The organism is Meiothermus sp. Pnk-1, assembly GCF_003226535.1.
Taxonomy (GTDB): domain Bacteria; phylum Deinococcota; class Deinococci; order Deinococcales; family Thermaceae; genus Allomeiothermus.
On record NZ_QKOB01000004.1, the window covers coordinates 182,043 to 208,117 of the forward strand.

The 26,075-nt window shown below is 62.5% G+C and carries 26 protein-coding genes and 2 pseudogenes; 11 read left to right on the forward strand and 17 right to left on the reverse strand.

Features of this window, described 5'->3' with window-relative positions:
• Window positions 1-5: 5 nt before the first annotated feature.
• Window positions 6-443: pseudogene (locus DNA98_RS08055) on the reverse strand (IS701 family transposase); the annotation flags it as partial.
• A gap of 149 nt (window positions 444-592) precedes the next feature.
• On the opposite strand from DNA98_RS08055, the gene DNA98_RS08060 reads away from it, so the two are divergent.
• The 4 genes from DNA98_RS08060 (at window position 593) to DNA98_RS08075 (ending at window position 4,705) form a co-directional block, all read left to right on the forward strand.
• A complete protein-coding gene (locus DNA98_RS08060) occupies window positions 593-2,644 on the forward strand; it encodes a bifunctional diguanylate cyclase/phosphodiesterase (RefSeq protein ID WP_110528789.1) in 2,052 nt (683 codons plus the stop codon).
• Window positions 2,645-2,745: 101 nt separating this feature from the next.
• A complete protein-coding gene (locus DNA98_RS08065) occupies window positions 2,746-3,759 on the forward strand; it encodes a hypothetical protein (protein WP_110528792.1) in 1,014 nt (337 codons plus the stop codon).
• Window positions 3,760-3,771: 12 nt separating this feature from the next.
• On the forward strand, window positions 3,772-4,419 hold the full coding sequence (locus DNA98_RS08070; protein WP_110528794.1) for an excalibur calcium-binding domain-containing protein: 648 nt from the start codon (window positions 3,772-3,774) through the stop codon (window positions 4,417-4,419).
• On the forward strand, window positions 4,409-4,705 hold the full coding sequence (locus tag DNA98_RS08075; RefSeq protein ID WP_110528797.1) for a cytoskeletal protein beta 5: 297 nt from the start codon (window positions 4,409-4,411) through the stop codon (window positions 4,703-4,705). Before DNA98_RS08070 ends, DNA98_RS08075 begins: the two co-directional genes overlap by 11 nt.
• Here the strand turns inward: DNA98_RS08075 and DNA98_RS08080 are convergent.
• The 10 genes and pseudogenes from DNA98_RS08080 to pgeF all read right to left on the reverse strand — a co-directional run bounded on the left by DNA98_RS08080 (window position 4,654) and on the right by pgeF (window position 13,412).
• Window positions 4,654-5,145, reverse strand: a complete 492-nt coding sequence (locus DNA98_RS08080) for a transposase (RefSeq protein WP_158531627.1) — start codon at window positions 5,143-5,145, stop codon at window positions 4,654-4,656. The two genes, DNA98_RS08075 and DNA98_RS08080, sit on opposite strands and share 52 nt — an antisense overlap.
• A gap of 218 nt (window positions 5,146-5,363) precedes the next feature.
• Window positions 5,364-5,816 carry a cytochrome P450 gene (locus DNA98_RS08085; RefSeq protein ID WP_233493155.1) on the reverse strand — a complete coding sequence of 151 codons (453 nt, stop codon included), beginning with the start codon at window positions 5,814-5,816 and terminating at the stop codon, window positions 5,364-5,366.
• A gap of 16 nt (window positions 5,817-5,832) precedes the next feature.
• Window positions 5,833-6,207: a type II toxin-antitoxin system VapC family toxin gene (locus DNA98_RS08090; RefSeq protein WP_110528803.1), complete on the reverse strand. Its 375-nt coding sequence runs from the start codon at window positions 6,205-6,207 to the stop codon at window positions 5,833-5,835.
• Window positions 6,188-6,469 carry a type II toxin-antitoxin system Phd/YefM family antitoxin gene (locus tag DNA98_RS08095; protein ID WP_110528806.1) on the reverse strand — a complete coding sequence of 94 codons (282 nt, stop codon included), beginning with the start codon at window positions 6,467-6,469 and terminating at the stop codon, window positions 6,188-6,190. Before DNA98_RS08095 ends, DNA98_RS08090 begins: the two co-directional genes overlap by 20 nt.
• A 101-nt stretch (window positions 6,470-6,570) precedes the next feature.
• Window positions 6,571-6,708, reverse strand: a complete 138-nt coding sequence (locus DNA98_RS17785) for a hypothetical protein (RefSeq protein ID WP_158531628.1) — start codon at window positions 6,706-6,708, stop codon at window positions 6,571-6,573.
• A 157-nt stretch (window positions 6,709-6,865) separates the two neighbouring features.
• Window positions 6,866-8,242, reverse strand: a complete 1,377-nt coding sequence (locus DNA98_RS08100; RefSeq protein ID WP_110528809.1) for a glycoside hydrolase family 5 protein — start codon at window positions 8,240-8,242, stop codon at window positions 6,866-6,868.
• 2 nt (window positions 8,243-8,244) lie between these two features.
• Window positions 8,245-9,357, reverse strand: coding sequence for a type IV pilus twitching motility protein PilT (locus tag DNA98_RS08105; protein WP_110528813.1), 1,113 nt, complete (start codon window positions 9,355-9,357; stop codon window positions 8,245-8,247).
• A gap of 24 nt (window positions 9,358-9,381) precedes the next feature.
• On the reverse strand, window positions 9,382-12,048 hold the full coding sequence (locus tag DNA98_RS08110) for an ATPase, T2SS/T4P/T4SS family (protein ID WP_110528816.1): 2,667 nt from the start codon (window positions 12,046-12,048) through the stop codon (window positions 9,382-9,384).
• Between the two features lie 10 nt (window positions 12,049-12,058).
• Window positions 12,059-12,571 (reverse strand): YqeG family HAD IIIA-type phosphatase, encoded by a 513-nt coding sequence (locus DNA98_RS08115; RefSeq protein ID WP_110528819.1) that lies wholly within the window; start codon window positions 12,569-12,571, stop codon window positions 12,059-12,061.
• Window positions 12,572-12,687: 116 nt separating this feature from the next.
• Window positions 12,688-13,412: pseudogene (gene pgeF / locus DNA98_RS08120) on the reverse strand (peptidoglycan editing factor PgeF).
• 191 nt (window positions 13,413-13,603) lie between these two features.
• On the opposite strand from pgeF, the gene DNA98_RS08125 reads away from it, so the two are divergent.
• The 4 genes from DNA98_RS08125 to DNA98_RS08140 all read left to right on the forward strand — a co-directional run bounded on the left by DNA98_RS08125 (window position 13,604) and on the right by DNA98_RS08140 (window position 17,803).
• Complete coding sequence (locus tag DNA98_RS08125; protein ID WP_110528822.1) at window positions 13,604-14,419, forward strand: IclR family transcriptional regulator; 816 nt, start codon at window positions 13,604-13,606, stop codon at window positions 14,417-14,419.
• A gap of 59 nt (window positions 14,420-14,478) precedes the next feature.
• Window positions 14,479-16,452, forward strand: a complete 1,974-nt coding sequence (locus tag DNA98_RS08130) for a PQQ-binding-like beta-propeller repeat protein (protein ID WP_110528825.1) — start codon at window positions 14,479-14,481, stop codon at window positions 16,450-16,452.
• Window positions 16,453-16,549: 97 nt separating this feature from the next.
• Entirely contained in the window at window positions 16,550-17,272 is a 723-nt protein-coding gene (locus tag DNA98_RS08135; protein WP_129865650.1) for a hypothetical protein, read from the forward strand.
• Between the two features lie 129 nt (window positions 17,273-17,401).
• Entirely contained in the window at window positions 17,402-17,803 is a 402-nt protein-coding gene (locus tag DNA98_RS08140) for a DUF4395 domain-containing protein (RefSeq protein ID WP_110528830.1), read from the forward strand.
• Window positions 17,804-17,811: 8 nt separating this feature from the next.
• Here the strand turns inward: DNA98_RS08140 and ispG are convergent, their stop codons facing one another.
• Window positions 17,812-19,035: a flavodoxin-dependent (E)-4-hydroxy-3-methylbut-2-enyl-diphosphate synthase gene (gene ispG / locus DNA98_RS08145; protein WP_110528833.1), complete on the reverse strand. Its 1,224-nt coding sequence runs from the start codon at window positions 19,033-19,035 to the stop codon at window positions 17,812-17,814.
• A 164-nt stretch (window positions 19,036-19,199) separates the two neighbouring features.
• Here ispG and DNA98_RS08150 point away from each other — a divergent pair, with 164 nt between their 5' ends.
• Entirely contained in the window at window positions 19,200-20,270 is a 1,071-nt protein-coding gene (locus DNA98_RS08150; RefSeq protein ID WP_110528836.1) for an RNA-guided endonuclease TnpB family protein, read from the forward strand.
• A gap of 188 nt (window positions 20,271-20,458) precedes the next feature.
• On the opposite strand, the gene DNA98_RS08155 is transcribed toward DNA98_RS08150, so the two are convergent.
• The 5 genes from DNA98_RS08155 to DNA98_RS08180 form a co-directional block, all read right to left on the reverse strand.
• Window positions 20,459-21,937, reverse strand: coding sequence for a S10 family peptidase (locus tag DNA98_RS08155; RefSeq protein WP_110528839.1), 1,479 nt, complete (start codon window positions 21,935-21,937; stop codon window positions 20,459-20,461).
• A 140-nt stretch (window positions 21,938-22,077) separates the two neighbouring features.
• Window positions 22,078-22,695, reverse strand: a complete 618-nt coding sequence (locus DNA98_RS08160; RefSeq protein WP_110528842.1) for an alpha/beta hydrolase — start codon at window positions 22,693-22,695, stop codon at window positions 22,078-22,080.
• On the reverse strand, window positions 22,692-23,645 hold the full coding sequence (locus DNA98_RS08165; protein WP_110528845.1) for a ring-cleaving dioxygenase: 954 nt from the start codon (window positions 23,643-23,645) through the stop codon (window positions 22,692-22,694). Before DNA98_RS08165 ends, DNA98_RS08160 begins: the two co-directional genes overlap by 4 nt.
• 70 nt (window positions 23,646-23,715) lie before the next feature.
• A complete protein-coding gene (locus tag DNA98_RS08170; RefSeq protein ID WP_110528848.1) occupies window positions 23,716-24,006 on the reverse strand; it encodes a glutaredoxin domain-containing protein in 291 nt (96 codons plus the stop codon).
• Between the two features lie 555 nt (window positions 24,007-24,561).
• Complete coding sequence (locus DNA98_RS08180) at window positions 24,562-25,098, reverse strand: YceI family protein (protein ID WP_110528854.1); 537 nt, start codon at window positions 25,096-25,098, stop codon at window positions 24,562-24,564.
• Between the two features lie 122 nt (window positions 25,099-25,220).
• Between DNA98_RS08180 and DNA98_RS08185 the strand changes: the two genes are divergently transcribed.
• The gene (locus tag DNA98_RS08185) at window positions 25,221-25,562 is read left to right on the forward strand and encodes a helix-turn-helix domain-containing protein (protein WP_110528857.1); all 342 of its coding nucleotides are present in this window, start codon (window positions 25,221-25,223) and stop codon (window positions 25,560-25,562) included.
• Window positions 25,563-25,630: 68 nt separating this feature from the next.
• Window positions 25,631-25,957, forward strand: a complete 327-nt coding sequence (locus tag DNA98_RS08190; RefSeq protein ID WP_110528861.1) for a helix-turn-helix domain-containing protein — start codon at window positions 25,631-25,633, stop codon at window positions 25,955-25,957.
• Window positions 25,958-26,075: the final 118 nt, after the last annotated feature.

A 26,075-nucleotide genomic window follows, 5' to 3' on the forward strand; every position in this document is an offset into this window, starting at 1 on the left:
CAGGCTCTAGTCTGCCCATCCTGGGGCTTGTCGTAGACCCGAAAGTCGCAAGGGATCAGGGCCTGCCCCACCCCGCTACGCGGCGAAACAGGCATCTCTGTCCACAGCAGGGTCAACAGGGCGATCCCTTTGACGACCCCCTGATGCTTACCGCTCCAGTGGTAAGTCACCAGATCCATCCTCCGGGCGTACGGTTTGTCCAGGGTAGTGTCATCCAGGATCAGCAGTCCCTTCCTGAGGTTGACGAATGCCTTGGCTTCCTGCCACAACGCCGCCGTGTCGGGCGGCTGTCTTTGCAGCAGGCGGGTAAAGGCATCGTGGGCCGGGGCCTGATCCCCTTCCGGCTGACACCTCGCCGCCTCAGTACAGGTGAAGACCCGTTGAGCGGCGATAAGGAAGTGGATGTAGTCCAGGTCATCGCACTTTGGTCGGTTCATAGGCATCACCTCCTTTGGAGAAGGTTAGCTAAGCTCTATCCTCCTAGCGCATTGAAGAATACCCGGTCAACTGCGTAACTCCTATTCGGTAATTGGTCACCGGGTGGGTTATCCAGCACAGCTATTATCTGCAAGCAATTTTACACTACGATACTGTGCACAAAGCCCGATTGTTCCCGTATCCTGGCTTCCCCTACCGGCGGCTTGGGTGGGTTGCGCTCGCTATCGCTACCTATGTTGTCTTGTTTCTGGTGCTTTTCCCTCACATGGGCTTGGGGGTCGCGGCCCTCAGCGCGGTCTGGGTGGGGTTGGCTGGTTGGCTGCTGGGGATGAGGGGAGGGCTGGTGCTGGCGGCAGTGAACTTTCCTTTGCACGTATGGCTGTTCAGCCAGGTAGGGGAGCCGCTACTGATGACCCTCAAAGGGCCCGGCTTCTACGTGGGACTGCTGCTGGGGGCGGCCAGCGGCTGGGTGCGGGGACTGGTGGACAGGCTGGAAGCCAGCGAAGGGCGCTACCGCAGCCTGGTGGAGATGGCTCCTGTAGGGGTGCTGGTGCACGACGGGGAGCGCATCCTCTATGTCAATCCGGAGGCCGGACGCATGTTGGGGGCCCGGCACCCTAAGGAATTGCTGGGGCGCTCGGTGCGGAGCCTGGTGGGGCCTGAAAGCCTGCCCCTGGTGCCTACGCCCGTGGAGACCCTCGTATCGCCGCGAGAAAGTAGCGAGTTCCCGGGGGCGGGACGGCCAGGGGCCGAACGGGTGGAGGTGAGGTGGCGCCGCCTCGACGGTACTCCCGTCACGGCCGAGGTCAGCGGGGCGAGGGTGTGGTACGCGGACCGGGCGGCCATCCAGCTAACCCTGCGCGACCTGAGCGCCCAGCAGCAGTTACAGCATAGCCTCGAGCGCCTGACCTACCACGATCCGGTGACCGGGTTGCCCAACCGCGCGGCGCTGCTCCAGGAAGGGGCCAGGATACTGGCCCTGGCCCGCCGCCAGGGCTGGGGGGTAGCGGTCTTGTGGCTGGGGCTGGAGGGCTTTGCCTCCTTGCGGGAGGTGCTGAGCCAGCGCCAGGCCGACCTGCTGCTGCAGCGCGCAGGAGAGCGCTTGCGGCGGGTTACCCGCGAGCAGGACTACCTGGTCTCCTGCGGGGGAGGGGAGTTCGCCCTGGTAGCGCAAAACGCCATCCCCAGCGGGGTGTTGCGCCTGGCCCGGCGGCTGCAACGAGCCCTGGAGGCCCCCTTTTTTCTGGGGGACCGGCCCGTCCACCTCACCCCCAGCGTGGGCATCGCCTGCTATCCCAAGAACGCCCTCGACCTGGAGGGGCTGCTCTCGGCGGCCTACGCTGCCATGCAGCGGGCCCGAAGCGAGGACTGTCGGATGGCCCTGTTTGACCCCGAGGAAGCCCGCCGGACCCGCGAATATATGGTTCTGGAGGAAGCGCTGCGCCGGGCGCTAGCCGAAGGGGAACTCATCCTGCACTACCAGCCGGTGCTGGACCTGGGCAGCGGGCAGGTCGCGGGGGTGGAAGCGCTGGTGCGCTGGCAGCATCCTACCCGGGGGTTCATTTCCCCCGAGGTCTTCATCCCCCTGGCCGAGGAACGCGGCCTTATCCGCGAACTCGACCGCTACGTGCTGCGCCGGGCGCTGGGGGAGGCCGCCGGCCTGCCGGGCTGGGTGGCAGTCAACCTCGCCCCCCAGAGCTTCCGCGAGCCGGGGTTTGTGCGCTTCCTGCAGGAGAGCCTGGAGCAGACCACGACCGCCCCAGACAAGCTGGTGCTGGAGATCACCGAGCGCACCCTGGCCGATCCCGCTGCCGCTCAGCCGGTGCTGAAGCGGCTCAGGGCGCTGGGGGTACGGGTAGCGGTGGACGACTTTGGCACCGGCTACTCCTCGCTGACGTACCTGCGGAGCTTTGCGCTCGACCACCTCAAGGTCGACCGCAGCTTCGTACAGGGGATCGGAAGCCATCCTCAGGACCAGGCTATCCTGCAGGGCGTCTTCTTCCTGGCCAGGAACCTGGGCTTAGAGTGTGTGGCCGAGGGGGTGGAGACCGCCGAGCAGGTGGAGTGGCTGCGGGCTGAGGGTTGTGCCCTGGCTCAGGGCTATCACTTCGCCCGGCCCATGCCCCTTGAGCAGTTGCGAACCTGGCTTCATAGCCACAACTCCCCGCGCTCGAGCTCCTCGGCTGGAGACAACCCCGGGAAGTGACGACTCCTTGGGCTAAAACACCAATTACCTAGTTCTCGAAGAGGTCGGGGAAGTTGGATACTATTATGGCATAAAGCGAATTTTCCCTTGAAGGAGGCCCGATGCGCTCTTTGTCCTTGCTGGTTGTAGTTTTGCTCACTCTCCTTAGCCTGGCCTGGGGCCAAGGCACCCCGGAACTGCTGGCCCAGAACCTGCAGGGTTACTTGGGGGCGGAGGCCCGCCTGCTGGCTCAGGCGATACCCGGCACCGGGGTGGTGGTTCTAGCCCAGACCGACCGCACCGATCTGGAGCGCCTCCAGACGGCTGCTGATTTGGGTGCACTGCTCAGAGAGACCGCCCGGAGTGTGGGAGGTGTACCACCACTGGAGCGCTGGATCGTGGCACTGGCAGGCCCAGGTTGGAACCTCACCCTAACGCTGAGTGGCTCGACGGATTCGATCCTGACCACGGTGGACAACCAGGTGAACCCCCCCCTCCCGCTAGCCCGGGTCAGTGGGGGCGCCGCCGAAGCCCCTGTTCCCTTATCCTCCATTGATGGGGAGACCGGTGTGGAGCTCGACGCCGGGCCGCAGGGAGCTTATACCGTACTTGAGGACCCTCAGGGGCGGGTGCTGGAAACCCTGGACCTGTCGCCGGGGGAGTACTTCGCCACATACAGCAAGCCGGGCTATCGTACTACACGGGTGAGCTTCCGTGTCGAGCGGGGTAAAAAGACCCTGCTGCAGGCACCAGCCCTGGCCCAGGATGCTAACTACACGGCTAGGGCCGGGCTCGAGCTCAACCTGGCAGGCGTCACCTACCTGGTGCTGTTGTGGGATGCTCGTAACCAGCCAGTGCGCGACCTGTCCCGGCTGGAAGAGGGCCTGTACTACGTCACCTTCTACGACGGTGCTGTGCGGCTCACCCAGAGCCTGCTGCTCGAGGCGGGCAAGACCACGGTGGTCCGGGTCCCAGATTGGGTCTACCGGCCTCGCAGCCTCACCGCCGAACCCACCCCGGCAACAAGCCCTGCCGCCAGCCCCGCTCCTGCCGTGCCCAGCTCAGGAAAGTGCTGGGTGAACGGCTATTACCGCAAAAACGGCACCTATGTCAGCGGGTACTGGCGCAGTTGCTGAGCAACTGGAGATATGAAACCTTGGTTTGTTTTTTTGTTGGCCCTGGTGGGGTTGTCTCTAGCTCAGAGTATTCTGGTGGGCCGCTCGAGTGTGATTGACGGGGACACCCTGGAGATCCAGGGGGTTCGCATCCGCTTGTGGGGCGTGGACGCGGTGGAGTCTTCGCAAACCTGCCTGGACGCGGCGGGGAAGCCCTGGCCCTGTGGCAGGCGGGCGGCTTTTGCCCTGGCGGACTTCCTGGGGCAACGCACCGTGCACTGTGAGCAGAAAGACACCGACCGCTACGGGCGCACGGTGGCGGTGTGCAGCGTGGGCGGCACCGAAGTCAACCGCTGGCTGGTGGCAGAGGGTTGGGCGCTGGCCTACGTAGAGTATGGCGGCAGCGTGTACCTCGAGGCCCAGCGACAGGCCCAGGCCGCACGGCGCGGGGTGTGGCAGGGGAGCTTCCAGGCCCCGTGGGAGTACCGCAGAAACCCGGCCAACCCCCCCACTGCCGGGACGCCGCGGCCCTCGAGTCCCTCCACCCCCGTGCCCGCGGGCGCCTACTACCGCAATTGCACCGAGGCCCGCGCGGCTGGGGCCGCTCCCATCTACCGAGGGCAGCCGGGATATTGGAAGGGGCTGGATCGGGACGGCGACGGGGTGGCGTGTGAGCGCTGAGCCGCTGCTCGGGCCGCAAGGACGCGGGCTCGAGGCTGTTCTGCGCAAAGCGCTCGAGGAGACCAAAAGTCTGGAAGAGAATATCCAGAAAGCTCTGGTGGCGCTCGAGGCCCTGGAGCAGGAAGACCGAGCCCTCGGCCTGCTGTACGCCTCCATACCTCGCCTGGGGCACAAAGTTCTCGAAGAAATCCTTCTGGAGATCCAGCCGCGGCTGGTGGCGCTCTGCCACCCCCTTCAGGAGGTGCTGGAAGAAGTATCAGCGGGACGGGGCGAGGGGGGTGCATAACCCACTAGCATCCGCTCCACCTCCACCCACACCCCCCGGCTGACCCAGTTCCTATAGTGCCAGTAGACCATCTTCCCCGGTGGGTAACCCGGAGGGGTATCCCCCCAGGGCCGCCCCTCCCGCAACACCAGGAAGATGGCCTCCACGAGGGAGCGCTTGGCGTAGCGGGGAGGGGCTCCCTTGCCTTTGCCCTGAACCAGGGGCGCTAACCGCTGCCATAGCGCATCGGGGAGGGGATAGGGGTAGTGGGGGTCGGGCTCCCGCTTCGGACGAACACGCTTCCCGTATACCCACCTCCAGGCTGTCCCACTGCTCACCCCATACTTCCGGGCCAGGCTGCGGGGGCTGGCCCCTGTCCGGCGGTGCTCCTCAATCAGGGCAACCCGAACCTCTCCTTTCTCCGACGGCCCCGGCTTCTTGCGGGGAAGAACGTACCCCACCTGAGCGGGAATACCCCGATTGCCCTGCACACGCCTGCCATTACCACGATACTATCAGCTCAGTAAGCCCACGAAACCCGAACGTGGGCCGCGCAAAGACAAGCTGCCTTTCCACTGTAGGAGAACCTCTAGAGCTTTTCCCCCTATCAGGCGGGCTAGGGGGGCACCCAGGCAATAGTGGATCTCTCCGCCAAAGGCCGCTGTACGCTCCAACTTCCTTAGTCAAGCCGGTTCGGATCGCTCATCCAGCTGGGATCACGGTTAGCCGAGCCCAGGACTAGGTACACGACTTGGCCCTGCTCGATCCATTTACCCTGAAGAGCGAAGCTCTCGGTTGCCCAGCGGCCAACGATTTGTACGGGGCTTTCGAAGCGCAGGAGTTCCTGGACGGCGTAGCCGAGCAGCTGCGGATCCTCCCTGAGCAGCTTGAGCTGGTCCGGGTGGCTCAAGAGTACCAGCACGCTGTTCGTAATGAAGTCAGCGGTGGTCTGGGTACCAGCGTCGAGCAAGGCCAGCAGGTTCGCGACGAATTCTGTTTGGCTGACCTGTCCTGATTCCCGCGCAGCTAACATGCCAGCCAGCACGGTTCCCTGGGGGCTCCCCCCAGCCTCCCCCGTGAGTCCTTCTACCAGCTGGCTATACTCGGCCACCGCCCGGTTGGCTCTTAGCAAAGTCGCAACAGGCTCTTCAGACCCTGATCACGAATCTTCCATACGGAGCTAGCGCCTCATCCACACTCATCAGCCCCAGCCCCTCGACGGTGGCCTGGGCCAGCAGGATGCGGTCGAAGGGGTCGCGGTGATGCCACGGCAGGCTTTGTACAGCCAGAGCGTGCAGCGGCGTAATGGGCAGATGGGTGAACCCCTGATCCTCCACCACCTCCAAGAAACCCTTCGGCATTCGCAACTTGCCCAGCGAAGCCTTCACCGCCAGCTCCCAGGTGGTCGCGGCACTCACAAAGACCTCGTCGGCCCGCTCAATCAACTGGCGGGCCTTGCGAGAGAGCCTTTGATCATCGGAAAGCCACCACAGCACGATGTGGCTATCGAGTAACAGGTTCAATCGGACCTTCCTCCACCATCCGGGCAATCTCGGCGTTAGGTTCATCAAAGTCTGGGGCGATCCAGATCTTCCCCTTCCAGACCCCCGGCACCCGCCTGGGCTTGGGAGGGGCCTCGGGAGGTACCAGCTTGGCCACCACCCGGCCGTACCGCCCGATAAGGACCACCTCCCCCCGCTCGACCCGCTCCACCAACCGGGAGAGCTGGGCCTTGGCCTCGGCGATGTTGACCAGCTTCTTGTTCCAATCAGCAGCCTTGGGCATTGCGAACCCCTCTCTTACTACTCAATGATAGAAGATATGACCATTATTGGTCAACAAATGTGGATACTGAAGCCCCAAATGACTGTAGACATCACTCGGCCCTAGCCCTGATAACGAGTGGACTTCCCATGCACCCACCCCCAGGCCGTCCCATCGCTCACCCTATACTTCCGGGCCAGGCTGCGAATGGAAGCCCCAGTCTGGCGGTGCTCCTCCACCAATAGAGCCCGTATCTCCATTTTCCCTCCCGTCCCCGGCTTTTTGCGGGGAATATAGTAGCTCACCTTACTTTGAAGACCCCGATTGCCCTGCACACGCCTGCCCCTGTGGCTGCACCCCCAGCCAGCGCCTACGGCGCGTGAACCGCATCGGCGGCCCCTCGCGGGAGAAAAGCGCTCAGGGAATCAACGCCTTCAACAGCGGCAGGTGCCAGCTTCTGGCAGCGCGGTCATAGATCCCGAACCCCGCTCCGAACTCCCAGTAAGCCCAGCTAAAGCCCTGCCTTTCGGCCTCTGTGCGCACCGCGGCGGTCCAGCGCGCCCTCGAGCCCAGCTCGGCCTTCCCATACGCGCCGAACTCACCCAGGTAGAGGGGGCGGTGGTGGATCTTGGCCCACGCTGCGGCAAACGCAAATGCACCCTGGATGGCCCCCGCTTCGTTCGTGAGCAAAGGCAAAACCTTTCCGGGGCCGCGCAGCTCGAGGCCGCTCAAGGTGTACGTCGGCTGCGCTTGGGGCGTGTTGTTCTGCAGGATGAGGTCGTGGAGGCGAGGTGGGCAGCCGGAGAGGCTAAAGACGGTCTCGCGATCGGCCTGGGTGGTGAGGGCTTTGCCCCCTGCTTGGTTGCAACGGAGGTTGAGGTGGACCGCCCGGTTCGTCTGGAAGGCCAGGGCGGTATAGCCCTCGACGCCTGGGTCGGAGTGGAGGTAGAGGCCGGCCCAGCCCTTGTTGTAGGTAACCTCGGCAGCGAGGCTGCCGGTTGAGCCAAAGCGGACTCCGCTGTCCCACGACCAGTCCGCCCAGCTCGGCTGGCTGCCCGTCCAAGCCGTGCCCACCGGGGGGGTGGGTTGGACCCACTCCGCGCCCTGGTGGGTAAAGGCGAAGGGTTCATAAAAGTGTACCGTGACGATCAGGTGGGGGTCATCCGGCAGCTTCAGGTCGGGCAGCTTTCCGATGCTGTTCCAGCCTACCGGCCCTACCACCACCGGGCGGGCAGGGTTGGACTGCCGAATAACCGCCAGGGCCTTGGCCAGGTAGGCGTTCCAGAGCCCGGGGTCCTCGTTGAACTTACCGTGGGGCTCGTTGAGCACCTCGAAATAGACCAGGTCGGGCTGGTTCTTGTAATGCTCGGCGACCTGCCGCCAAATGGCCAGCGAACGGGCCTCCTCCCCCACCGGATCCGCGTTGAGCTCGTCGTAGTGGTGCACGTTCAAGACGATCCGTAAGCCCCGTTGCGTGGCTTGCTCGAGCGCCCAATCCACCCGCGCGAAGAATTTCGGATCGATGGGGTAGGGTGGGGTCTTGCTGGCGTGGTAGGTCCAGCTCACGGGCAGGCGGATGTGGTTGAAGCCGGCCTGCTTGACCAGGTCAAAAAATCCGGGCTCGAGCACCATGCCCCAGTCCCCCTCGTTGGGGGCCTCGAGGGCGTTGCCGAAATTGACTCCCCGACCCAGGAGGCGGTTGGCCTCAAAGGCATCGCTCGCCAAGGTCGCCGATGGGCTGCAACCCAGCAGGGCTAGGGCCAGTAGGGCGGTGAGCCACCGACGGGGCGCCATGGCTAGGCACGGCGCTGGGCGCCGGTGTTGATCGAAGCCGCCGGGGTCCCTGCGCCCGCTAGGCGGGCAAACTCCTTGGGATCCACGGCACGGCTCTGGCCCATCTCGTAGGTGATCAGCTTGCGCTTGTACAGATCGGCCAGGCAGGCGTCCATGGTGATCATGTTGTACTGGCCGCCGGTCTGGATCACCGAGACCAGCTGGTGGCTCTTGCCCTCGCGGATCAACGCCCGCACCGCTGGGGTGGCGATCATCAACTCGTAGGCCAGCACCCGGCCTCCGCCGAACGCCTTGGGCAGTAGCTGCTGGGTCATCACCGCGACCAGGTTGTTGGCGAGCTGAACCCGCACCTGCTCCTGCTGGGCTTCGGGAAAGACGTCGATGATGCGGTCTATGGTCTCGGGGGCGGAGTTGGTGTGCAAGGTGCCCATCACCAAGTGGCCGGTTTCGGCGGCGGTGATGGCGGCGGAGATGGTTTCGTAATCGCGCATCTCTCCCACCAGAATGACGTCCGGGGCTTGGCGTAGCACGCTTCGTAGCGCTTTGTGGAAACCGTGGGTATCCGAGCCGATCTCGCGCTGATTGATGATGCTGGTTTTATGGCGGTGGAAGAACTCGATGGGGTCTTCGATGGTCACGATGTGGGCGCGGCGGCGCTCGTTGATGTAGTCGATCATCGAGGCCAGGGTGGTGGACTTGCCCGACCCGGTCGGGCCGGTGACCAGGAGCAGCCCCCGCGGGGTGAGGGCCAGCTCGCCGATATTTTTGGGTAGCCCCAGCTCCTCGAAACTCTTGACCACGCTGGGAACCACCCGCAACACCCCGCCTACGCTACCCCGTTGCAAGAACACGTTGACCCGGTAGCGACCCTTAGCAGGGAGGCTGAAGGAAAAGTCCAGCTCCTTTTCCTCTTCAAAGTGCCGCTGCTGCTTTTCGTCCATCAGCGCATACATCAGGCGGCGGGTGTCTTGGGGGGTAAGGGCCTCGTGCTCGGTGGGGTGGAACTCCCCGTCGATCTTGACCATGGGGGGAAGCCCCACCGTGATCACCAAGTCTGAAGCGTTGCGGTCTACTGCTAGGGTGAGCAGGTCTACGATATCGGGCGCTTTAGCCATAACCTTTCCTCGCTAGGGGCTGGATCATTCGATGGTGCGGGCCAGCACTTCCTCGAGCGTGGTGATGCCCATGAAGGCTTTTTGAATGCCGTCTTCGCGCAGGGTGGCCATCCCGGTTTTGCGGGCTATATCCTTGACCTCGGAAGCCGACTTCCCGGCCACGATGGCGGCGCGAATTTCCTCGTTGACCACCATCAGCTCGTGGATGGCGGCCCGGCCTTTGTAGCCGGTGCCGTTGCAGCGCTCGCAGCCCACACCCCGGTAGAGCTTTTTGCCGCGGATGTCGGCGTCGCTCATCTCGAGGCGGCGCAGCACCTGGGGATCGGGCTCGACCTCGGTTTTGCAGTGCTCGCACACCCGGCGCACCAAGCGCTGGGCCAGCACCCCTACCAGCGCGGCGGAGATGTTGAAGAGTTCAACCCCCATCTCCTCGAGGCGGGTGACCGCTCCGGCGGCGTCGTTGGTGTGCAAGGTGGCGATGACCAAGTGGCCGGTGAGGGCGGCTTCGGTGGCGATCTTGGCGGTTTCCGAGTCGCGGATCTCACCGACCATGATAATGTCCGGGTCCTGGCGCAAAAAGCTGCGCAAGGCCCGCGCAAAGGTGAGGCCGGCCACCGGGTTGACCTGGGTTTGGTTGATGCCGGGGATCTCGTACTCTACCGGATCCTCGACGGTGGTGGTGTTTTTCTCGGGGGTGGCGATGCGCTTCAAGATGGAGAAGGTGGTGAAGGACTTGCCCGATCCCGTGGGGCCAGTGATCAGAAAGATCCCGTAGGGCTTGGAGATCACGTCCTCGAAGCGCTGGAATACGCCCGGCGCGAAGCCCAGCCCCTCGATCTCGGGGATCTCGGTGGCCTTGCGCAACAGGCGCATCACGACTTTTTCGCCATAGACGGTGGGCAAAGTCGAAAGCCGCAGGTCCAAGTCGATGCTGCGCTCGCGGAAGCGCACCCGCCCGTCCTGGGGGAGGCGGCGTTCGGCGATATCCAAGTTGGCCATGATCTTGACGCGGCTGGCGATGGCCGGGCCCGCCCCTTTGGGGAGTTTCATGTACTCGCGCAGGTTGCCGTCTACGCGGATGCGCACCAGGATCTCCTGCTGGCGCGGCTCGATGTGAATATCCGAGGCCTCTTGAAGGTAGGCTTCGCGGATGATGTTATTGACCAGCCGCACCACCGCGTTGTCGTCGAGGGCGGAGGTGTTGACCTCTTCCTCTTGCTTTTTCTTCTTCTCGAACTCCTTGGCGAGTTCGTCTATATCCCCGCCGCCCCCGTAACTGCGCTCGATGAGCTTGCTGATGGCCGCCTCGGTGGAGACGGCGGGGAGGATCTCCCGCTTGGTGATCATCTTCAGGTCGTCGATGGCGAAGATGTTGCGGGGGTCTTTCATCAGCACCACCAGGGTGCCGTTTTCCAGGTGATGGGGGAAGACGTTGTAGCGCCGCACCGTAGCCTCGGGGACCATCATCAGCACCGAGGGGTCGGGGGGCTGCTCGAGCGGGTCTATGTAGGGGTAGCCGAGCTGGGCCGCCAGGCTCTTGGCCAGCATCTCCGGCTTGATCTTTCCGGACTGGATCAGGGTGTCCTCGAGCCTTCCTCCACCCTGTCGCTGCTTCTGCAAGGACTCCTCGATGTCCTCCGGCTTGACGTAGCCGAGCTCCACCAGCACCTCGCCCAAGGGGCGGGTCTTGCCCAGGCGGCGCTGCACGCTCAAGGCCTCCTGCAAGGCTTCGCGGCCAATCTTGCCCCTTTGCACCAGGGTCTCGCCCAGCCGGGCTTTTTCCGGGTAGGCCTTGTTGAAGATGCCCTCCCAAACCTTGGGCGTGGCCAGCATGAACTTGGCGGGCTTACCCAGGAGCCGGGCCACCTCCTCGCGGTGGCGCGGGTCGGCCAGGATCACCCGCACCGTCTTGCCCTCCATGTCCACCGGCACCGCCTGGTAACGCAGCGCGTCGGTGCGCAGGAGGAGGGCGGTGACTTCGGGCTGGGGTTCGGGGAGATCCCCTTCCTTCAGGAGTTCATTGAGGAACTCTATCCCCGCCTGCTCGGCCAAGGCCTGGTACAGTTGCAGCTCGCTGACCAAGCCCTTTTGCATCAGTACCCGGCCCAGCAGCTCCCCGCTTTTCTCCTGCTCGGCCAGAGCGCTCTGGAGGGCTTCCGGGCTGAGCCAGCCCTTCTTGACCAATAAATCGCCCAGCTTGACCTCGGCGGGGGTGGCGGCTCTGGGCGGAGCCGGAACCTCCAGGCCCAGCTCGGGATAGTGCTTGGCCAGGGCATAGCGGAAGGAGGCGCGGGTGGTCTGGTAGGGCTCGATGATCTGGCCGGTGAGGTCCTCGAGCTCTTCCAGCACCAGGTTGTCGAGCGGGTTGAGCAGCGCCACCCGCAAAAGCCCCCCGTCAAAGGCGAAGGGGATGGCCTCGAGGTCGCGGGCTTTTTCGGCGGGGATCAGCGATTTGGCCTCGGCGGGGATCTCCACTTCGGAAAGCTCCACCAGCGGGATCCCAAAGATCTCCTCGATGGCCTGGGCTACCCGGCGCTCCGACAAGAGCCCCATCTCCACCACGATCTCCACCAGGCTGCCGCCGATCTCGCGGTGGCGTTCGATGGCCCGCTGGAGGTCCTCGTCCTCCAGGAGGCCCATGTCCAAAAGGGCTGCGCCCAGTCGCTTATCGCCGATTGTCAGTACATGCATTGTGCCTCCGCTATCCAAGCTGATCCAAAACCCAGCGTTCCAACCGACGCACCAGCCGGGTATAGCCCAACTCGCGGCGCGATAGGGGGGGTACCAGCACGGTGTGCAGACCGGCCAGGTTGCCCCCCAGCACGTCGGTAAAGAGTTGATCGCCCACCGCCACCACCTCTTGGGGGGAGAGCCCCATCCGCCGCAGCCCCTTTTTGAAGCCGAACCAGGGCTTGAAGGCCAGACCGGTTCCGTCCACCCCTAGCTTCTCGCTCCAGTAGGCAAGCCGCTTGCGCCGGGCGTTCGAGACCAAAAACAGCTTGACCCCGGCCCGCTTGAGCCTCTCCACCCAGGCCAGCAACTCAGCGGTGGGCTCCCCGCGAAATCCGTAGGGCACCAGGGTGTTGTCCAGGTCTAGCATCACGCCCTTTAGCCTGCGCGCTTGCAACCACTCAGGGGTGAGCTGAAAGAGCGACTCGAGCCGCTCTTTGGGTCTAAGCCGCTGGGTTGCTGCGCGCAGCGAAGGATGGAGCATGAGTTCAGTCTACCCTCCGGTTGGGACGCGCTTAGTGAACCTGTCACGTCCAACCCGCCTTCAGCTTAGCCAGAGGATATAAACAAGGTTCAAAGATGTAAACAGCGGCCCGGCCCTCAGCGCTTGGCCTGGATCACCCCCCACATCCGCCCGGTTTTACCCCCGTCGCGGCGGTGGGAGAAGAAGCGGGCTTCGGCAAAGGTGCAGGCCCCCAGGGCCCAGAGATGGGAGGGGAGAATGCCTGCTTGGGTGGCCTGGAGCTTCAGGGCCTTGAGCAGGTCTAGTCGGTAACGTCCCGGCACGTTGGGATCGGGCCAGAAGGTCTCGAGACCAGCCTGCGCGAAGCGCTCGGCCACCTCGGGCCCTACCTGGAAGTGCTGGCCGCAGATGCCGGGGCCGATGGCGACCCGAACGTCCTTCATCCGGCTGCCGTAGTGTTCGCGCATCCGCTCGAGGGCGGTAGGCAGGATTCCCGCCACCACCCCCCGCCAGCCTGCGTGCAGCGCCCCCACCGCGCCGGTAGCAGGGTCTTCCAGCAGCACCGGGTAGCAGTCCGCCACCCCCACCCGTAAAAGCAAACCCGGCGTAGTCGTCAGAAGGCCGTCGCCTTCCCAGGTTCCTGGGCCGCTGACGGCGTGAACGACGCTGCTATGGATCTGGTTGAGGGCAGCCACGGGGGGATGGCCGAACACCTCAAGCACCCGGCGCTGGTTTTCGGCTACCTTCTCTGGGTCGTCGCCGGTGGCCCAGGAGAGGTTGAGGCTGGCAAAGGACCGCTCGAGACCCCGCCTTCGCGGGTGGTGAAACCGTGGGGGGCCTCGAGGAGGGGAGAGGCGATCACAGCTCGAGTCTAACCCCAATCTGAAGGCGGGTAACTGGATTTCGGAGCGTGGGGCCGAGCTCACGCCAACGTCGTACACAAAACGCGGTGGGTTAGGCCACTAGAAATTGACAAATTTAAGTGATAACTTATTGTTCAATAAACTCGTTTTACTTGATAAAACAAACAGCTTCCATTTAAGTGCTCCTACTATGGACCGATATGTTATTCAAGCGGCTTACAAGACCCTGCAGATTCTGTTGGTGTTTGGCGAGCCACCCCACCGCTTCACCGCAACTCGCATCGCGGAGATGACCCAGATGGACCGTGGCCAGATCTTCCGCTCATTGCGTACGCTCGAACGGGCTGGGCTGGTGCGGATGGAGGAAGATCAGCACTACGTGCTCTCAAGCGTGATCAGCACGCTGGCAATGGCTGCATGCCGGATCGACCGCTCCTTAGCTGAATTGGCCAGCCCCTACTTGGCCGAACTGGCTCGTTTGACTGGCGAGACCGCGGTGTTGGGGGCTCTCTCAGGAGAGAGCATTATCCTCTTGGATTTGTGCGAGAGCAAGCGGGCAGTGCGCTGGGCTTCCCTCATCGGCCACTCTTTTCCCCTGCACGTGGGGGGAGGCCGAGCAACCCTGCCCTATCTACCTAAAACTCAGTGGAATCACCTCTTAGCCCGGCTTCCCCTATTGCCGGTTTATACTCCCCGTACCCTCTCTAGGCCTGAACAACTGCTAGAAGACATGCAGCTTACCTACCGGCAGGGCTACTCGGTTGGAGACCAAGACTATGACCTCGAAACCCGCTCAGTAAGCGCTCCAATCTTCGACCACCAGGGTCGGGTGATTGGGGTTTTGAGTCTGGCCGGGCCTGCTTATCGACTTGCCCTCGAGACTATCCCCGCTTACGCCAAAACGGTGATGGACTACGCCCTGCAGATTTCGCGGCAATTGGGGTACGCAGGTCTTTACCCTAACCCCCACGCCGAATTTGCCCTAGAAGGAGGTGAGATTGCCTGAGAGGACTGCTGGTCTTGGCCCCATGGTTATAAACACGAGATAGTTGAAGGGAGGATTGCATGAGGAAGTGGGTCACTAACCAAAGGAAAATCTGGCTGGTTTTCGTCTCAGCCTTTGCTTCGTGGGCGCTGGCCCAGGTAAGCTTTACCCCCACCCAAGCCAGCCAGGGGCAACAGATTTACCAGGCGCAGTGTGCTATGTGCCACGGGACGCAGCTCCAGGGACAATCCGGGCCGCCTCTCAAAGGAGATCAGTTCCTCAACAAGTGGCAGAAGAACTCCCTCGAAGACTTTTACTACATTATGTCCACTACCATGCCCCTAACCGCTCCAGGTAGCCTCAGCCAAGACCAATATTTGGCCCTCCTGGCGCATGTGCTGAGCGCTAACGGCTTCAAGCCCGGCGACAAGCCATTGGCTCGAGATGACCTTAAAAACCTGAAATTCTCTACTGTAGCTCAGGCGGCGCAAGGACCAGCCACGGTAGTATACGCCCCGCTGCCACTCAAGATTACCGGACCCACCCAGGCTGAACTCAACAACTCCGAGTTTTCTCTGGATTCCTGGTTGATGAACAATAAAGGATACATGAGCCAGCGCTTCGCCACCGCTATGCTCATCAACCGTAGCAACGCCAAGAACCTGAAGCGAGTATGTACCTTGGATCTAGGTGATTTAGGTGGCTTCCAGGCCACCCCAGTGGTTTACAAAGGCGTGATGTTCATCACCAAGGAAAATCGCACCATCGCATTAGATGCTACTAACTGCAAGAAATTCTGGGAACACACCTATACCCCCAGTGGCCCGGTAGCGTTAGCTACTAACCGTGGAGTAGCCATCTATAACGGGATGCTCTTCCGTGGGACTGGCGATGCTCACATCATTGCTCTCGATGCCAACACGGGCCAACTTTTGTGGGATAAGAAAATCGCCGACTCTACGGACGGTTACTTTACCAGCTCGGCTCCTATTGTGTGGAACGATTTAGTCTTCATGGGCGAGGCTGGAGCGGACTGGGGCATCAAGGCGAAAATGCATGCTTTTAATGTGAAGGATGGATCAGAAGTTTGGAGCTTTGACGTAATTCCTACGGGCAACCAAGAAGGAGCGGATACTTGGGAAAACGCCGATTCCACTACTACCGGTGGCGGCTCAATGTGGACTACTTACAGCCTCGATCGGGAAAGTGGGCTGTTGTACATCTCCATAGGCAATCCCGCTCCTGACTTTGCCGCCAACTATCGTCCCGGAGCCAATCTCTTCACAAACTCAGTAATTGTGCTAGATGCCAAAACTGGCAAACTCAACCACTACTACCAGCAAATCCCCAACGACGATAAAGACTACGACACCTCAGTAGCACCGCTACTATACCGTTTAAACGGCAAGCTTTACGTCAGCGTACCTACTAAGGCCGGATTCCTTTTTACTTACGACGAGAGCACTCGGCAACAGGTTTACAAAGTGCCCACCGTGACCATCAAGAATGCCGATCAACCCCCTACGGCTGAGGGTACCCCGATTTGCCCCAACTACACCGGGGGCAGCCAGTGGTCGGGGCCATCGTTCTCACCGGTGACCCGGCTGTTGTACGTCAACTCTATTGACTGGTGCGGGGTGGTCAAGCTGGGCGAAGTGCGCTATGTGCGCGGCCAGCTCTTTTTTGGCGGCTCAATGCAACTTGACCCCATTGAAAGCTCTAAGGGCTACACAACTGCCTTTGATGCTCTTACCGGACGGATACTCTGGCGCCACACTACCGACGGCGGAATCCGCAAAGCCAGCCCAGTGACCTCGACGGCCGGTGGCTTGGTGCTGGTGGGCGATACCGACGGTACTTTCTATGTGCTCGATGCTAACACCGGCAGCGTGCTTTACCAAGAAAACATTGATAAAGCCCCTATCGGGGCCGGAATCGCCACCTATGTGGTGGGTGGAAAGCAGTACATTGCGGTTCCCGCTGGGAACACTTCCCGCGGGGCCACTGGAGTGAATGCGGTTTCTTCGAGGATCGCTATCTTCACCCTGCCTTAGGATCAAAGGCTCGCTCGGCTATGCTCGAGGAGAAGTCAATCCGGGTGTAGCCGAGCTTACCAAGTTGCGGTCCAACCAACGAAGGAGGGAACTTCTCATGCTCAAACCTATTGAGCTGATCATGATCGTGCTTGGCCTTTCTTTAGGCTCTGCACTAGCTTTCCAGCCTGTCTTGACGGCGGAAGAGGTACAACGAGCCCTTAAAGAAGGGAGCGCAATGAATACTCCGCGCAATGGTTATATCATAAGCGACTACTTGCTTAAGGAGTATAATGACGGGGTCTCCCTTAAGCCCGGGGCTGGAGAGGTGGATGCTATCATCGTGGCGACTCCCTATGAACGGGTACGCTACTTTGGTTACCTTGAGTCTTTACAACGTAAGCCGATTACCGATGCTGCGTTGAATGCTGTGATAGAGCGTTACAAGAACAAGCTAACCTTTGTAATTTTTACCCATAGTCCCTATACGGTGGACCAGGAAGTCGAGCAATGGACCAAGGCTTATGGCAGCAACAAAATCACTGATGAGGAAGGGGAAACCCGCCAGCGAAGCTACCTCGATGAGTATCAAGAAGCCACCCTCGAATTAGGCGGCAAGACCTACATCGCCAAGCCCGACGTAGACGGTCCTTACACAGACATCTTTTCGATCCAAGGTTCACGCCCGCAGTCGCGCTTTTTAGGGCTCATCAGCTATAGCTTTGACCTGAGCGAACTCGCTGCCAACGGAAAGATTAGTGGAGTGGGAAAGCTCAGCTTCAAGGATAGCCAAGGCAAAACTACCTATAGCGAGACGATAGACCTTGGCAAGTACTTCTAATCCTTCGACAAAGATCAATTGATCTAGACTAGCTCCAACGCTCCTGAAACAGAAGAGGTGTTAGAGTAACCAACAAACTTTGTAATCTTTTGTGCAGTCGTCTGGACCTCGAGCCAGTAGCCTTATCGAATGACCGACCGCAACCAACTCCGCTTCAACCAAACCCTGCTCACCGTGCTGATTCCTGGAGCCCTTCTCTTGCAGCAACCTTGGGTGGTGGGGGCCTTGTTCGTGCTGATGCTCTCGCAGCACCTGCCCTACGACCTGATGGCCCTGCTCAAGCGGCTCTTTAGGATCCCCCGGCATCTCGTGGACGAAGATCCCCGCCCACACCGCTTCGCCCGCAGCGTAGGGGCGGTGTTTTTGGGGCTCTCTGGGCTGCTGTTTCTGCTCGGGGTGCCGGTGGTGGGGTGGGGGTTGGCGATCATCGTGGCCCTGCTGGCGGCTATCAACCTGACCACGGGCTTTTGCCTGGGGTGCTTTTTGTATTTCCAGTTGCGGCTGTTGCGCTTCCGGCTGGGGGCACGCTGAGTCGTGGGTTAGGCCGGCGATTTCCCGTACCTGTGCCGGATGTACTCCTCCACCAGGGCCATGAAGTCTTCGGCGATGGTGTCGCCCTGGAGGGTGGTCTTGAGCTCTCCATCCACGTAGACCGGGGCCCTAGGGTGCTCGCCGGTTCCCGGCAGGGAGATGCCGATATCGGCGTGCTTGGACTCGCCGGGGCCGTTGACCACGCAGCCCATCACTGCGACCTTGAGGTTCTCTACCCCCGGGTATTGGGTGCGCCAAAGGGGCATCTGTTCGGCCAGGCGTTGCGAGACCCGCTGGGCGAGCTCCTGGAAGAAGCTGCTGGTGGTGCGCCCGCAGCCGGGACAGCTGGCCACCGAGGGCATGAACTGGCGCACCCCGATGCTCTGGAGGATTTCCAGGGCTACTTCGACCTCCTTGGTGCGCGGCTCGCCGGGGGCCGGAGTGATCGAAACTCGGATGGTGTCCCCGATCCCCTCGGTGAGGAGAGGGACCAGACCCGCGGTGCTGGTTACGATCCCGCTCACGCCCATCCCGGCCTCGGTGAGACCCAGGTGTAGCGGGGCGGGGGTGCGCTTGGCGAGCTCGCGGTACACCCACCATAAATCGGGGGCGTTGGAAATCTTGGCCGAGAGGATGATCTTGTCCTCGCCGAGGCCATATTTGAGCGCCCAGTCGTAGCTGCGCACGGCGGACTCGACGATGGTCTCGAGCGTCACCTGGTGGGCATCCAGGGGCTCGGGCCGCCGTGCGTTGGCCTCCATCATCTCGTCTAAGAGACCTTGGTCGAGCGATCCCCAGTTCACCCCGATCCGCACCGGCTTACCAAACTCGAGGGCCACCTCGCACATGGTCCTGAAGTTAGGGTCTTGCTGTTTGCCCCTGCCCACCGTGCCGGGGTTGATGCGGTACTTGTCCAGGGCCAAGGCCATCTGGGGGTATCTGCGCAGCAGGATATGGCCGTTGAAGTGAAAATCGCCCACCAGCGGCACCGTGACGCCCAGATCGGCCAAACGGCGTTTGATCTCGGGCACGGCCCGGGCGGCTTCGTCGTTGTTGACGGTCATCCGCACTATTTCCGAGCCAGCCCTCGCCAGCGCCCAGACCTGCCCTACGGTGGCTTCCACATCGGCGGTGTCGGTGTTGGTCATGCTCTGGACAACCACCGGATGCTCGCCCCCCACGGGCACCGGACCTACCCAGACGGTCGGGGTTTTGCGCCTCGTCACTTGCATCACAGAACTCCTTTCGCGGCTCAGCCCGCAAGGGCTAGCGGGAATGCCCCGGTTTTTCGGCGCAAGCCGTGGAAGCGGTTGCTTTGCCCGTAGGGCAAACACGTCCTAGAGCCGGGCGAAGCCCGGTGCATAGCCAAGGGCCTTGTGATATAATCAGCCCAGATATGTCTCTCCTGTCCGTGAAATGCAAGCTGGTACCCGATGCGAGTACAGCCGAGAAGCTCTCTCGCACGGTGAACCAGTTTGCCAACGCCTGCAACTACGCCTTGCAGGTAGCTCGCAGGGACAACGTTTGGAACAAGTTCGCCCTCCAACGTGCGGTCTACCGGGAGCTTCGGGAGCGGTTCGGCCTCAGCGCTAACCTCGCGGTGCGGGCCATCGCTAGGGTTGGCAAGCGTAAAGGGCATAAGGTTGGAGGATTCAAGGCCACCAGTGTGGACTACGACCGGCGCATCCTCTCGGTCAACCTGGACACCGAAGTGGTCAGCCTGAGCACCGTGGACGGGCGGGTGAGGGTGCCCCTGCACATCGCTGGCTATCAGCGCCACCTGCTCCGCACGGCCAAAAGCATCCAGGGTGGTCAACTGGTACGAGGGCGGGATAGCTGGTATGTCCACCTGTGGTGCGAGTACGACGACCCACCCGCCATTACCCCGAACGGCTTTCTTGGGGTTGACCTGGGCATCGTGAATATCGCCACCGATTCGGATGGGGAAGCCTACTCGGGGAAGCACCTCGACTCCGTTCGGCACCGCCACCGGAGGCTCAGGAGGAAGTTGCAGAAGAGGGGCACCAAATCGGCCAAGCGCCGCTTGAAGAAGCTTTCGGGCAAGGAGCGGCGCTTGGCCAATGGCCTCAACCACCGCATCAGCAAAAGCATCGTGGCTAAGGCTCAACGCACCGGGCGCGGCATCGCCCTGGAAGACCTCCAGGGCATCCGCGAACGGGTACGGCTTCGGAAGCCCCAGAGGGCCACGCTGCATAGCTGGGCGTTCCATGACCTGGGCCAGAAACTCCGGTACAAAGCGGAGCGGGCCGGGGTGCCGCTGGTCTGGGTTGACCCAAAGAACACCTCGCGGCAATGCCCGGCCTGCGGGCACACCGAGCGAGCCAACCGCCCCACACAGGCCATCTTCAAGTGCGTAGCCTGCGGGTGCTCTGGGCCTGCGGACTACTTCGCGGCGGTCAACATTGGCCGCCGGGCTGCCGTCATCCAGCCGAACGTGGGAGTATGAGATGCTATTCATGGCTATCGTGCTACCTGCAAGCCTCGGACTTTAGTCCGGGGTAGATGACCTCCGCATTCTGCCACCGAAGCGTCAGGCCGAATGGTGGCCGGATACCAGAGGGGGGCTCGAGGGCTGGTAGAGCGTGGGCTTGCGCAGCCGGTACGGCCAGGGAAAACCTCCGCTTGGCCAGGCCGTCATACCCTAGGCGGCAGGGCGGCTTGGATAAAGCGGGCCAGGTCTTTTTTCATCTGCCGCAGGCTCTCCAGGTGCACGTACATCATGTGCCCGGCCTCGTAGTAGGCCGTCGAGATGTTGTCGTACAGGGTAGGGTCTAAGCCCAGGTGGTTGAAGGTGTACTCGGTGGCGAAATAGGGTGTGGCCAGGTCGTAGTACCCGCTTCCTACGAATACCTTTAGGTAAGGGTTCATGCTGATGGCTTTGCGTAAGGTCTCGGCCACGTTCACGTAGCTGTTCTCGAACTCCTTGTAGCTCCAGCTCTGGTAGAGGCCGGCGAGGATCTCGTACGGGAGGTCGCTCTCGAACTTTAGCTCTTCCCGCACGTACTGGTTGAGGGTGGCGGTATACGGGCCTTGGATGGCGGCGTAGCTAGGGTCGAACTCGAACCCCTCGCCCGCATCGTCGCGGTCAATGCCCTTGAAGCGGCTATCCAGGCGGCCCACGGTGCGGCCCTCCTCGCGCAACAGCTCCTTCACGAAGCGGTAGATGTGGATGCGCAGTTGGGTGCGCACGATGTACTCGCGCGAGAGCCCGGTGTACCTGGCGAGCTTGCGCACGATCCCCTCGGCCTCGTTATCGGAGAGCTTGGCCCCCCGCATTAGGGCGCTGGCGTACTCGCCCAGGGCGAAGGCCTCCACCTCGTCCAGTACTTCGCGCAGGGGTTTTTGCTGGAGGTCGTCGGGGAGCTGGCGGTGATACCAGGCGGTGGCGGTGTAGGTGGGCAGAAAGAGGATATAGGGAAGGTCATTGCCCGGGTCAAAGCGGGCGGTAGAGAAGTCCAGGATGCTCGAGATCAGCATGACGCCGTTCAGGAACATCCCGTGGCGCTCTTGCAAGTAACCCGAGAGCCCCGCCGCGCGGGTGGTGCCGTAGCTCTCCCCGATCAAGAACTTGGGGCTCGTCCAGCGCATGTTGCGGCTGGTATAGAGCCGGATGAACTCCCCCACCGACTCGATATCCCGCCGGAAGCCGTGGTATTCCCTGACCTTCTCCCCCGGTACCATGCGGCTATAGCCGGTACCTACCGGGTCGATGAACACCAGATCGGTCACGTCGAGCAGCGAGTATTCGTTTTCCACCAGCCGGTAAGGCGGGGGTGGGGGGTGGCCGATCTCGTCCAGCAGAACTCGCTTGGGGCCCAGCAAGCCCAGGTGCAGCCAGACTGAGCTCGAGCCCGGCCCGCCGTTGAAGGAAAAGGTGAGGGGGCGGGTGCTTCGGTCGGCTACGTCGTCTTTGGTGTAGGCCACGAAGAACACCTTGGCCTTGGGCTTCTCCCCCTCGGCGGCTCCGTCCTTTTCGGCTTCTTCCTTCAGGACCAGGGTACCGCAGGTGGCGGTATAGCGGATCTCCTGCCCGCCGATGGTCGTGCGGTGCTGGGTGACGGAGAGCTGGTCTTGCGGTTTGGGAGTCTCGACGGATTGGGTCTCCTCCGGCATGGGCTCAGTCTACCGGGTCTATTTCAGCCTCGCGCCAGGATCGGGCGCCTGCGCCCGTCGAGTTGAGGAAGCCGAGCGCGGTGGCTTGGGCGATCAGGGGCCTGGGAAAGTCCAGCCGGACGCAAAACGCCCCGGTTGGCTTACACCCGCCGGGCTAGCCAGGCCCGGGCCGCCTCGAGTTCCTCCGGGTGCAGCTCGTGGCCGGCATCTTGCCAGCGCAGCTCGACCTCGGCCCCGCCTTGGCGCAGCCGCTGTGCGAGCGCCTCGACCCGGTCCGCGGGCGACCAGGGGTCGCGGCGGCCCGCCGCGAGGAAGGCGGCCTTGCCCGAGAGGTCGGGCAGGGCGGGGGGCTCGAGGGGGAGCACCGGGCGGAGCAGCACACCCCCGGCCAGCACCTCTGGGTGTAGCAACAGCAGTGCGGCGGCCATGTTGGCCCCGTTGGAGTAGCCCAGGGCATACACCTGGCCTGCGGCCAAGCCGTAGCGCTCGGCGGCGTCCTGCACGAAGCGGGCGAGGTCGGCGGCCTGGGCCTTGAGGTCGGCCTCGTCGAACACGCCCAGCGCCAGCCGCCGGAAGAAGCGGGGAGCGCCGTTCTCCAGGACTTTCCCGCGGGGGGAGAGCAGCTTGGCGGTAGGGGAGAGGTCCCGCGCCAGCCCGATCAGGCTGTGCTCGTTGCCCCCGGTGCCGTGCAGCAGTAGCAGCGTGGTGTCGGAAGTTCCCGCCTCGAAGCGGTGGATGAAGCCCAGCTCGGCGGTCATGGGCGCACCTCGGCCTCGGGCAGGCGCAGCTTTGGCAGCGCGGCCTCGATGCGCGAGCGCTGGGGCTCGAGCCACGGCGGCAGCACCAACCGCTCGCCGAGGTGGGCTAAGTCTTCGTCCACCGCGAAGCCGGGGCCGTCGGTGGCCAGCTCGAACAGCGCCCCGCCCGGCTCGTTGAAGTAGACCGACCGGAACCAGAAGCGGTCGATCTGCGGCGTGGCCCGCATCCCGGCGGCGGTGATCTGCCTGCGAAGCTGTAGCTGATGGTCGCTGTCGTCTACCCGCCAGGCGAGGTGGTGGATGCTACCCCGGCCCCAGCGCCCCGGGGGGAGGTTGGGGTACTCCTTGATGTCCACGAACTTGCCCGAGCCGCCGCCGGCCACGGTGAATCGGCTCCATCCGTTCTCCTGCCCGGCAAGCTCAAAACCCAAAGCTCGGCGGAGGAACTCGGCGGTGGGGTAAAGAGCACGCTCCCACAGCCGCGCGCCGTGCAGGCCCATGATCTGTTTGTCCTCGGGGACGGTGCTGTGCTCCCAGGGGGTGAAGGGGCGGGGGGCGCTCTCCACCAGGGCGACCTCGAGCCCATCCGGGTCCTGGAAGGGTAGGGCCCGCTCCCCGAAGCGCACCTCGGCCCCGCCCAGCTTGACCCCGTAGCGCTGCAGGCGCTCGCCCCAGAACTCCAGGCTGCCCTGCGGCACGGCGAGCTGCACCTCGACGGCCAGGCCGGTGCCCTTGCGCGGGGCGGCCAGGTTCTCCCAGGGGAAGAAGGTGAGGTCGGTGCCGGGGCGGCCCTCGGCGTCGGCGTAGAAGAGGTGGTAGGTGCCGGGGTCGTCCTGGTTGACGCTCCGCTTCACCAGCCGCATCCCCAGCACCCCGGCGTAGAAATCCAGGTTGCGCTGGGCCTTGGTGGCCATCGCGGTGATGTGGTGAATCCCGGTGACGTTTTCCATTGCACGTCCTCCTCGAGTGCAACCTCACTAATGATGTTAAGCATAGTGCTATAAAAAATCAAGTATTCGGTCAGCTTACCGTGAAGCCGTAGCGCCGCAGGGCTTCCTGCAACTCCGCCAGGCGCGGGTTTTTCAGCGTGCGGGCGTCGTCGCCGGGTTTCCAGTGGCCCTCGAGTTCCCCCACCACCACCATCGGGAACTTGAGCGCTCCGCCGTTCATGAGGCGGGCGGCCTCTTCTGCGGCGGGATCCTTTTCGACGTCAAAGAACTCAAAGGGGATGTGTAGGCTCCGCAGATAGTTTTGGAAGCCGCGGCTGAAGCTGCACCAGCCGGTTCCGTAGATCTGGACTCGGGCCGCCATGCTCACTCCTGGAGCGGGGTTTGGCTATAGCGAAAAGATCGGGCTCGAGGAAAACCTGCAAGCAGTTGAAGAGAGGTAAGGCTTTTGTCCATAAGATCTAGCCTAGCGGCTCGAGGATGCCCGTTTTGGAACACAAGGCGCACTGTGAGTGTGCTTGCTTGATTGTTGGGGCATCGGGCTTTACCGGCGTCGTACGTGGTACGCAATACGCAAAACGCCAGACGCTAAACGCGGGGGACGATCCCCTATTGGGACGGGCTACGCCCGTACACCCGAGGGACGATCCCCTATCGGGACCGGCAGGGCCGGTACACCCGGGGGTAGATTCCCTTCGGGACGGGCTAAGCCCGTACAGCCGGGGGACGATCCCCTACCCCGCCTACCGGCGGCGAAGGAAGCGTTTCGGGACGGGCTACGCCCGTACACCCGAGGGACCGATCCCCTTCGTTCGACATACGGCGTGTGACGTAGGACGTACTACTAGCAGGGGAGGGTGGGGTTGGTATACGTCGCACGCAAAAAAAGCCCCTGATTCAGGGGCTTTATCCTGCGCGCCTACTGAGCTGTGACGGGCGCTGGGGCTACGGCCTCGACCTCGAGGTTGAACTTCACCTCTTCGCCCACCAGCAAAGCCCCCAGTTCCAGCACCTGGTTCCAGGTGAGGTTCCAGTCTTTGCGGTTGAGCCCCCCGCTGGCGCTGGCCGCGATGCGCTGCATACCCCAAGGGTCTTTGATGGGAGCGCTGGTCTCGGCTTCTAGGGTCACCGGTTTGGTGACGTCGCGGATGGTGAGGTTGCCCTGGATGCGGTAACGATTACCTCCTAGGGGCTCAATCTGGGTGCTGGCGAAGCGGATTTCGGGGTACTGCTCGGCATGGAGGAAGTCCGCGGAGCGGAGGTGGTTATCACGCTGCGGGTCGCCGGTGGCGATGCTTTTGGCGTCTATCACGGCTTCGATGTGTACTGGGCGCCCGGCTTCGTCGGTCTCCACACTTCCCGAGAGGACCTTGAGGCTTCCCCGCACGCTCGCGATGCCCATATGGCGTACTTTGAAATCGAGGCTGGTATGGCTAGGATCGAGATTCCACCGCATGCTGCACTCCTTTTGGCTAAAGCCTGCTCAACTTTGCGATGCAAATTCTAAACCATAGCGCTATATATTGTCAATCGTTTTGCTGGACAAAGCTTAGGGGTCGGTGCTACCATAAACCTGATATGACCCGTACTGGCGAGGATCATTCATTTTGCCCGGTTTACGAGGCCATCAACGTTTTGCAAGAGAAGTGGACGTTGCACATTATCCGCATATTGCTCGATGGCCCGCGGGGCTTCAACGAACTCTCCCGAGCGGTGGGAGGATGCAACCCCGCCACCCTGACTCAGCGCCTTGAGCGGCTCGAGGGGCTTGGCATCGTTTCCAAGACCATCCACTCCACCATGCCGCCCCGCACCAGCTATGCCCTCACCGAGGCAGGCCAGGCCCTTCAGGAGGTGATCGAGGCCATTGACCACTGGGGACGCAAATACCTCCCCGAGCCGACCTCGGCGGCCCACTAAAACTGACCTACCGGTTGCTTTGTAGGTAGGGGCAAACTTGCTAATCCCTATATAAATTAAACTAGGTTATGCTCGAGACTGAGCGCCCGATAGAAGTATTTTTGGAAATTTTGGGCCGCCGCGGTTCCTTCCCCATCCTCTGGACTTTGGCGCGTGGGCCGCAGCGCTTCAGTGCGCTACAGCAGGAAACCGGCCTTCCTCCCCGCACCCTTTCGCTGCGGCTCAAAGAGCTCGAGGACCTCGGGCTGGTGAGCCGCGCCGCTTACTCTCAAGTCCCCCCGCGGGTAGACTACGCCCTCACCCGACAGGGCGAGGGGCTCAGAGGCGTTTTAGAGGCTTTGGCCAGTTGGGAGAAAACCTTATACGAAACCCCCGCTTCCGGCAAGAGCGACTGAGCGGGGGGGAAGCTAGCGAGGTGGAGTTTTCCAGCCGTTGCTCTTGATTGTTGGGGCCTCGTGCGGCTCTGACGTCGTAGGCTAAATCTCGTCACTAGACCGCCGAGCGATCCTGGAG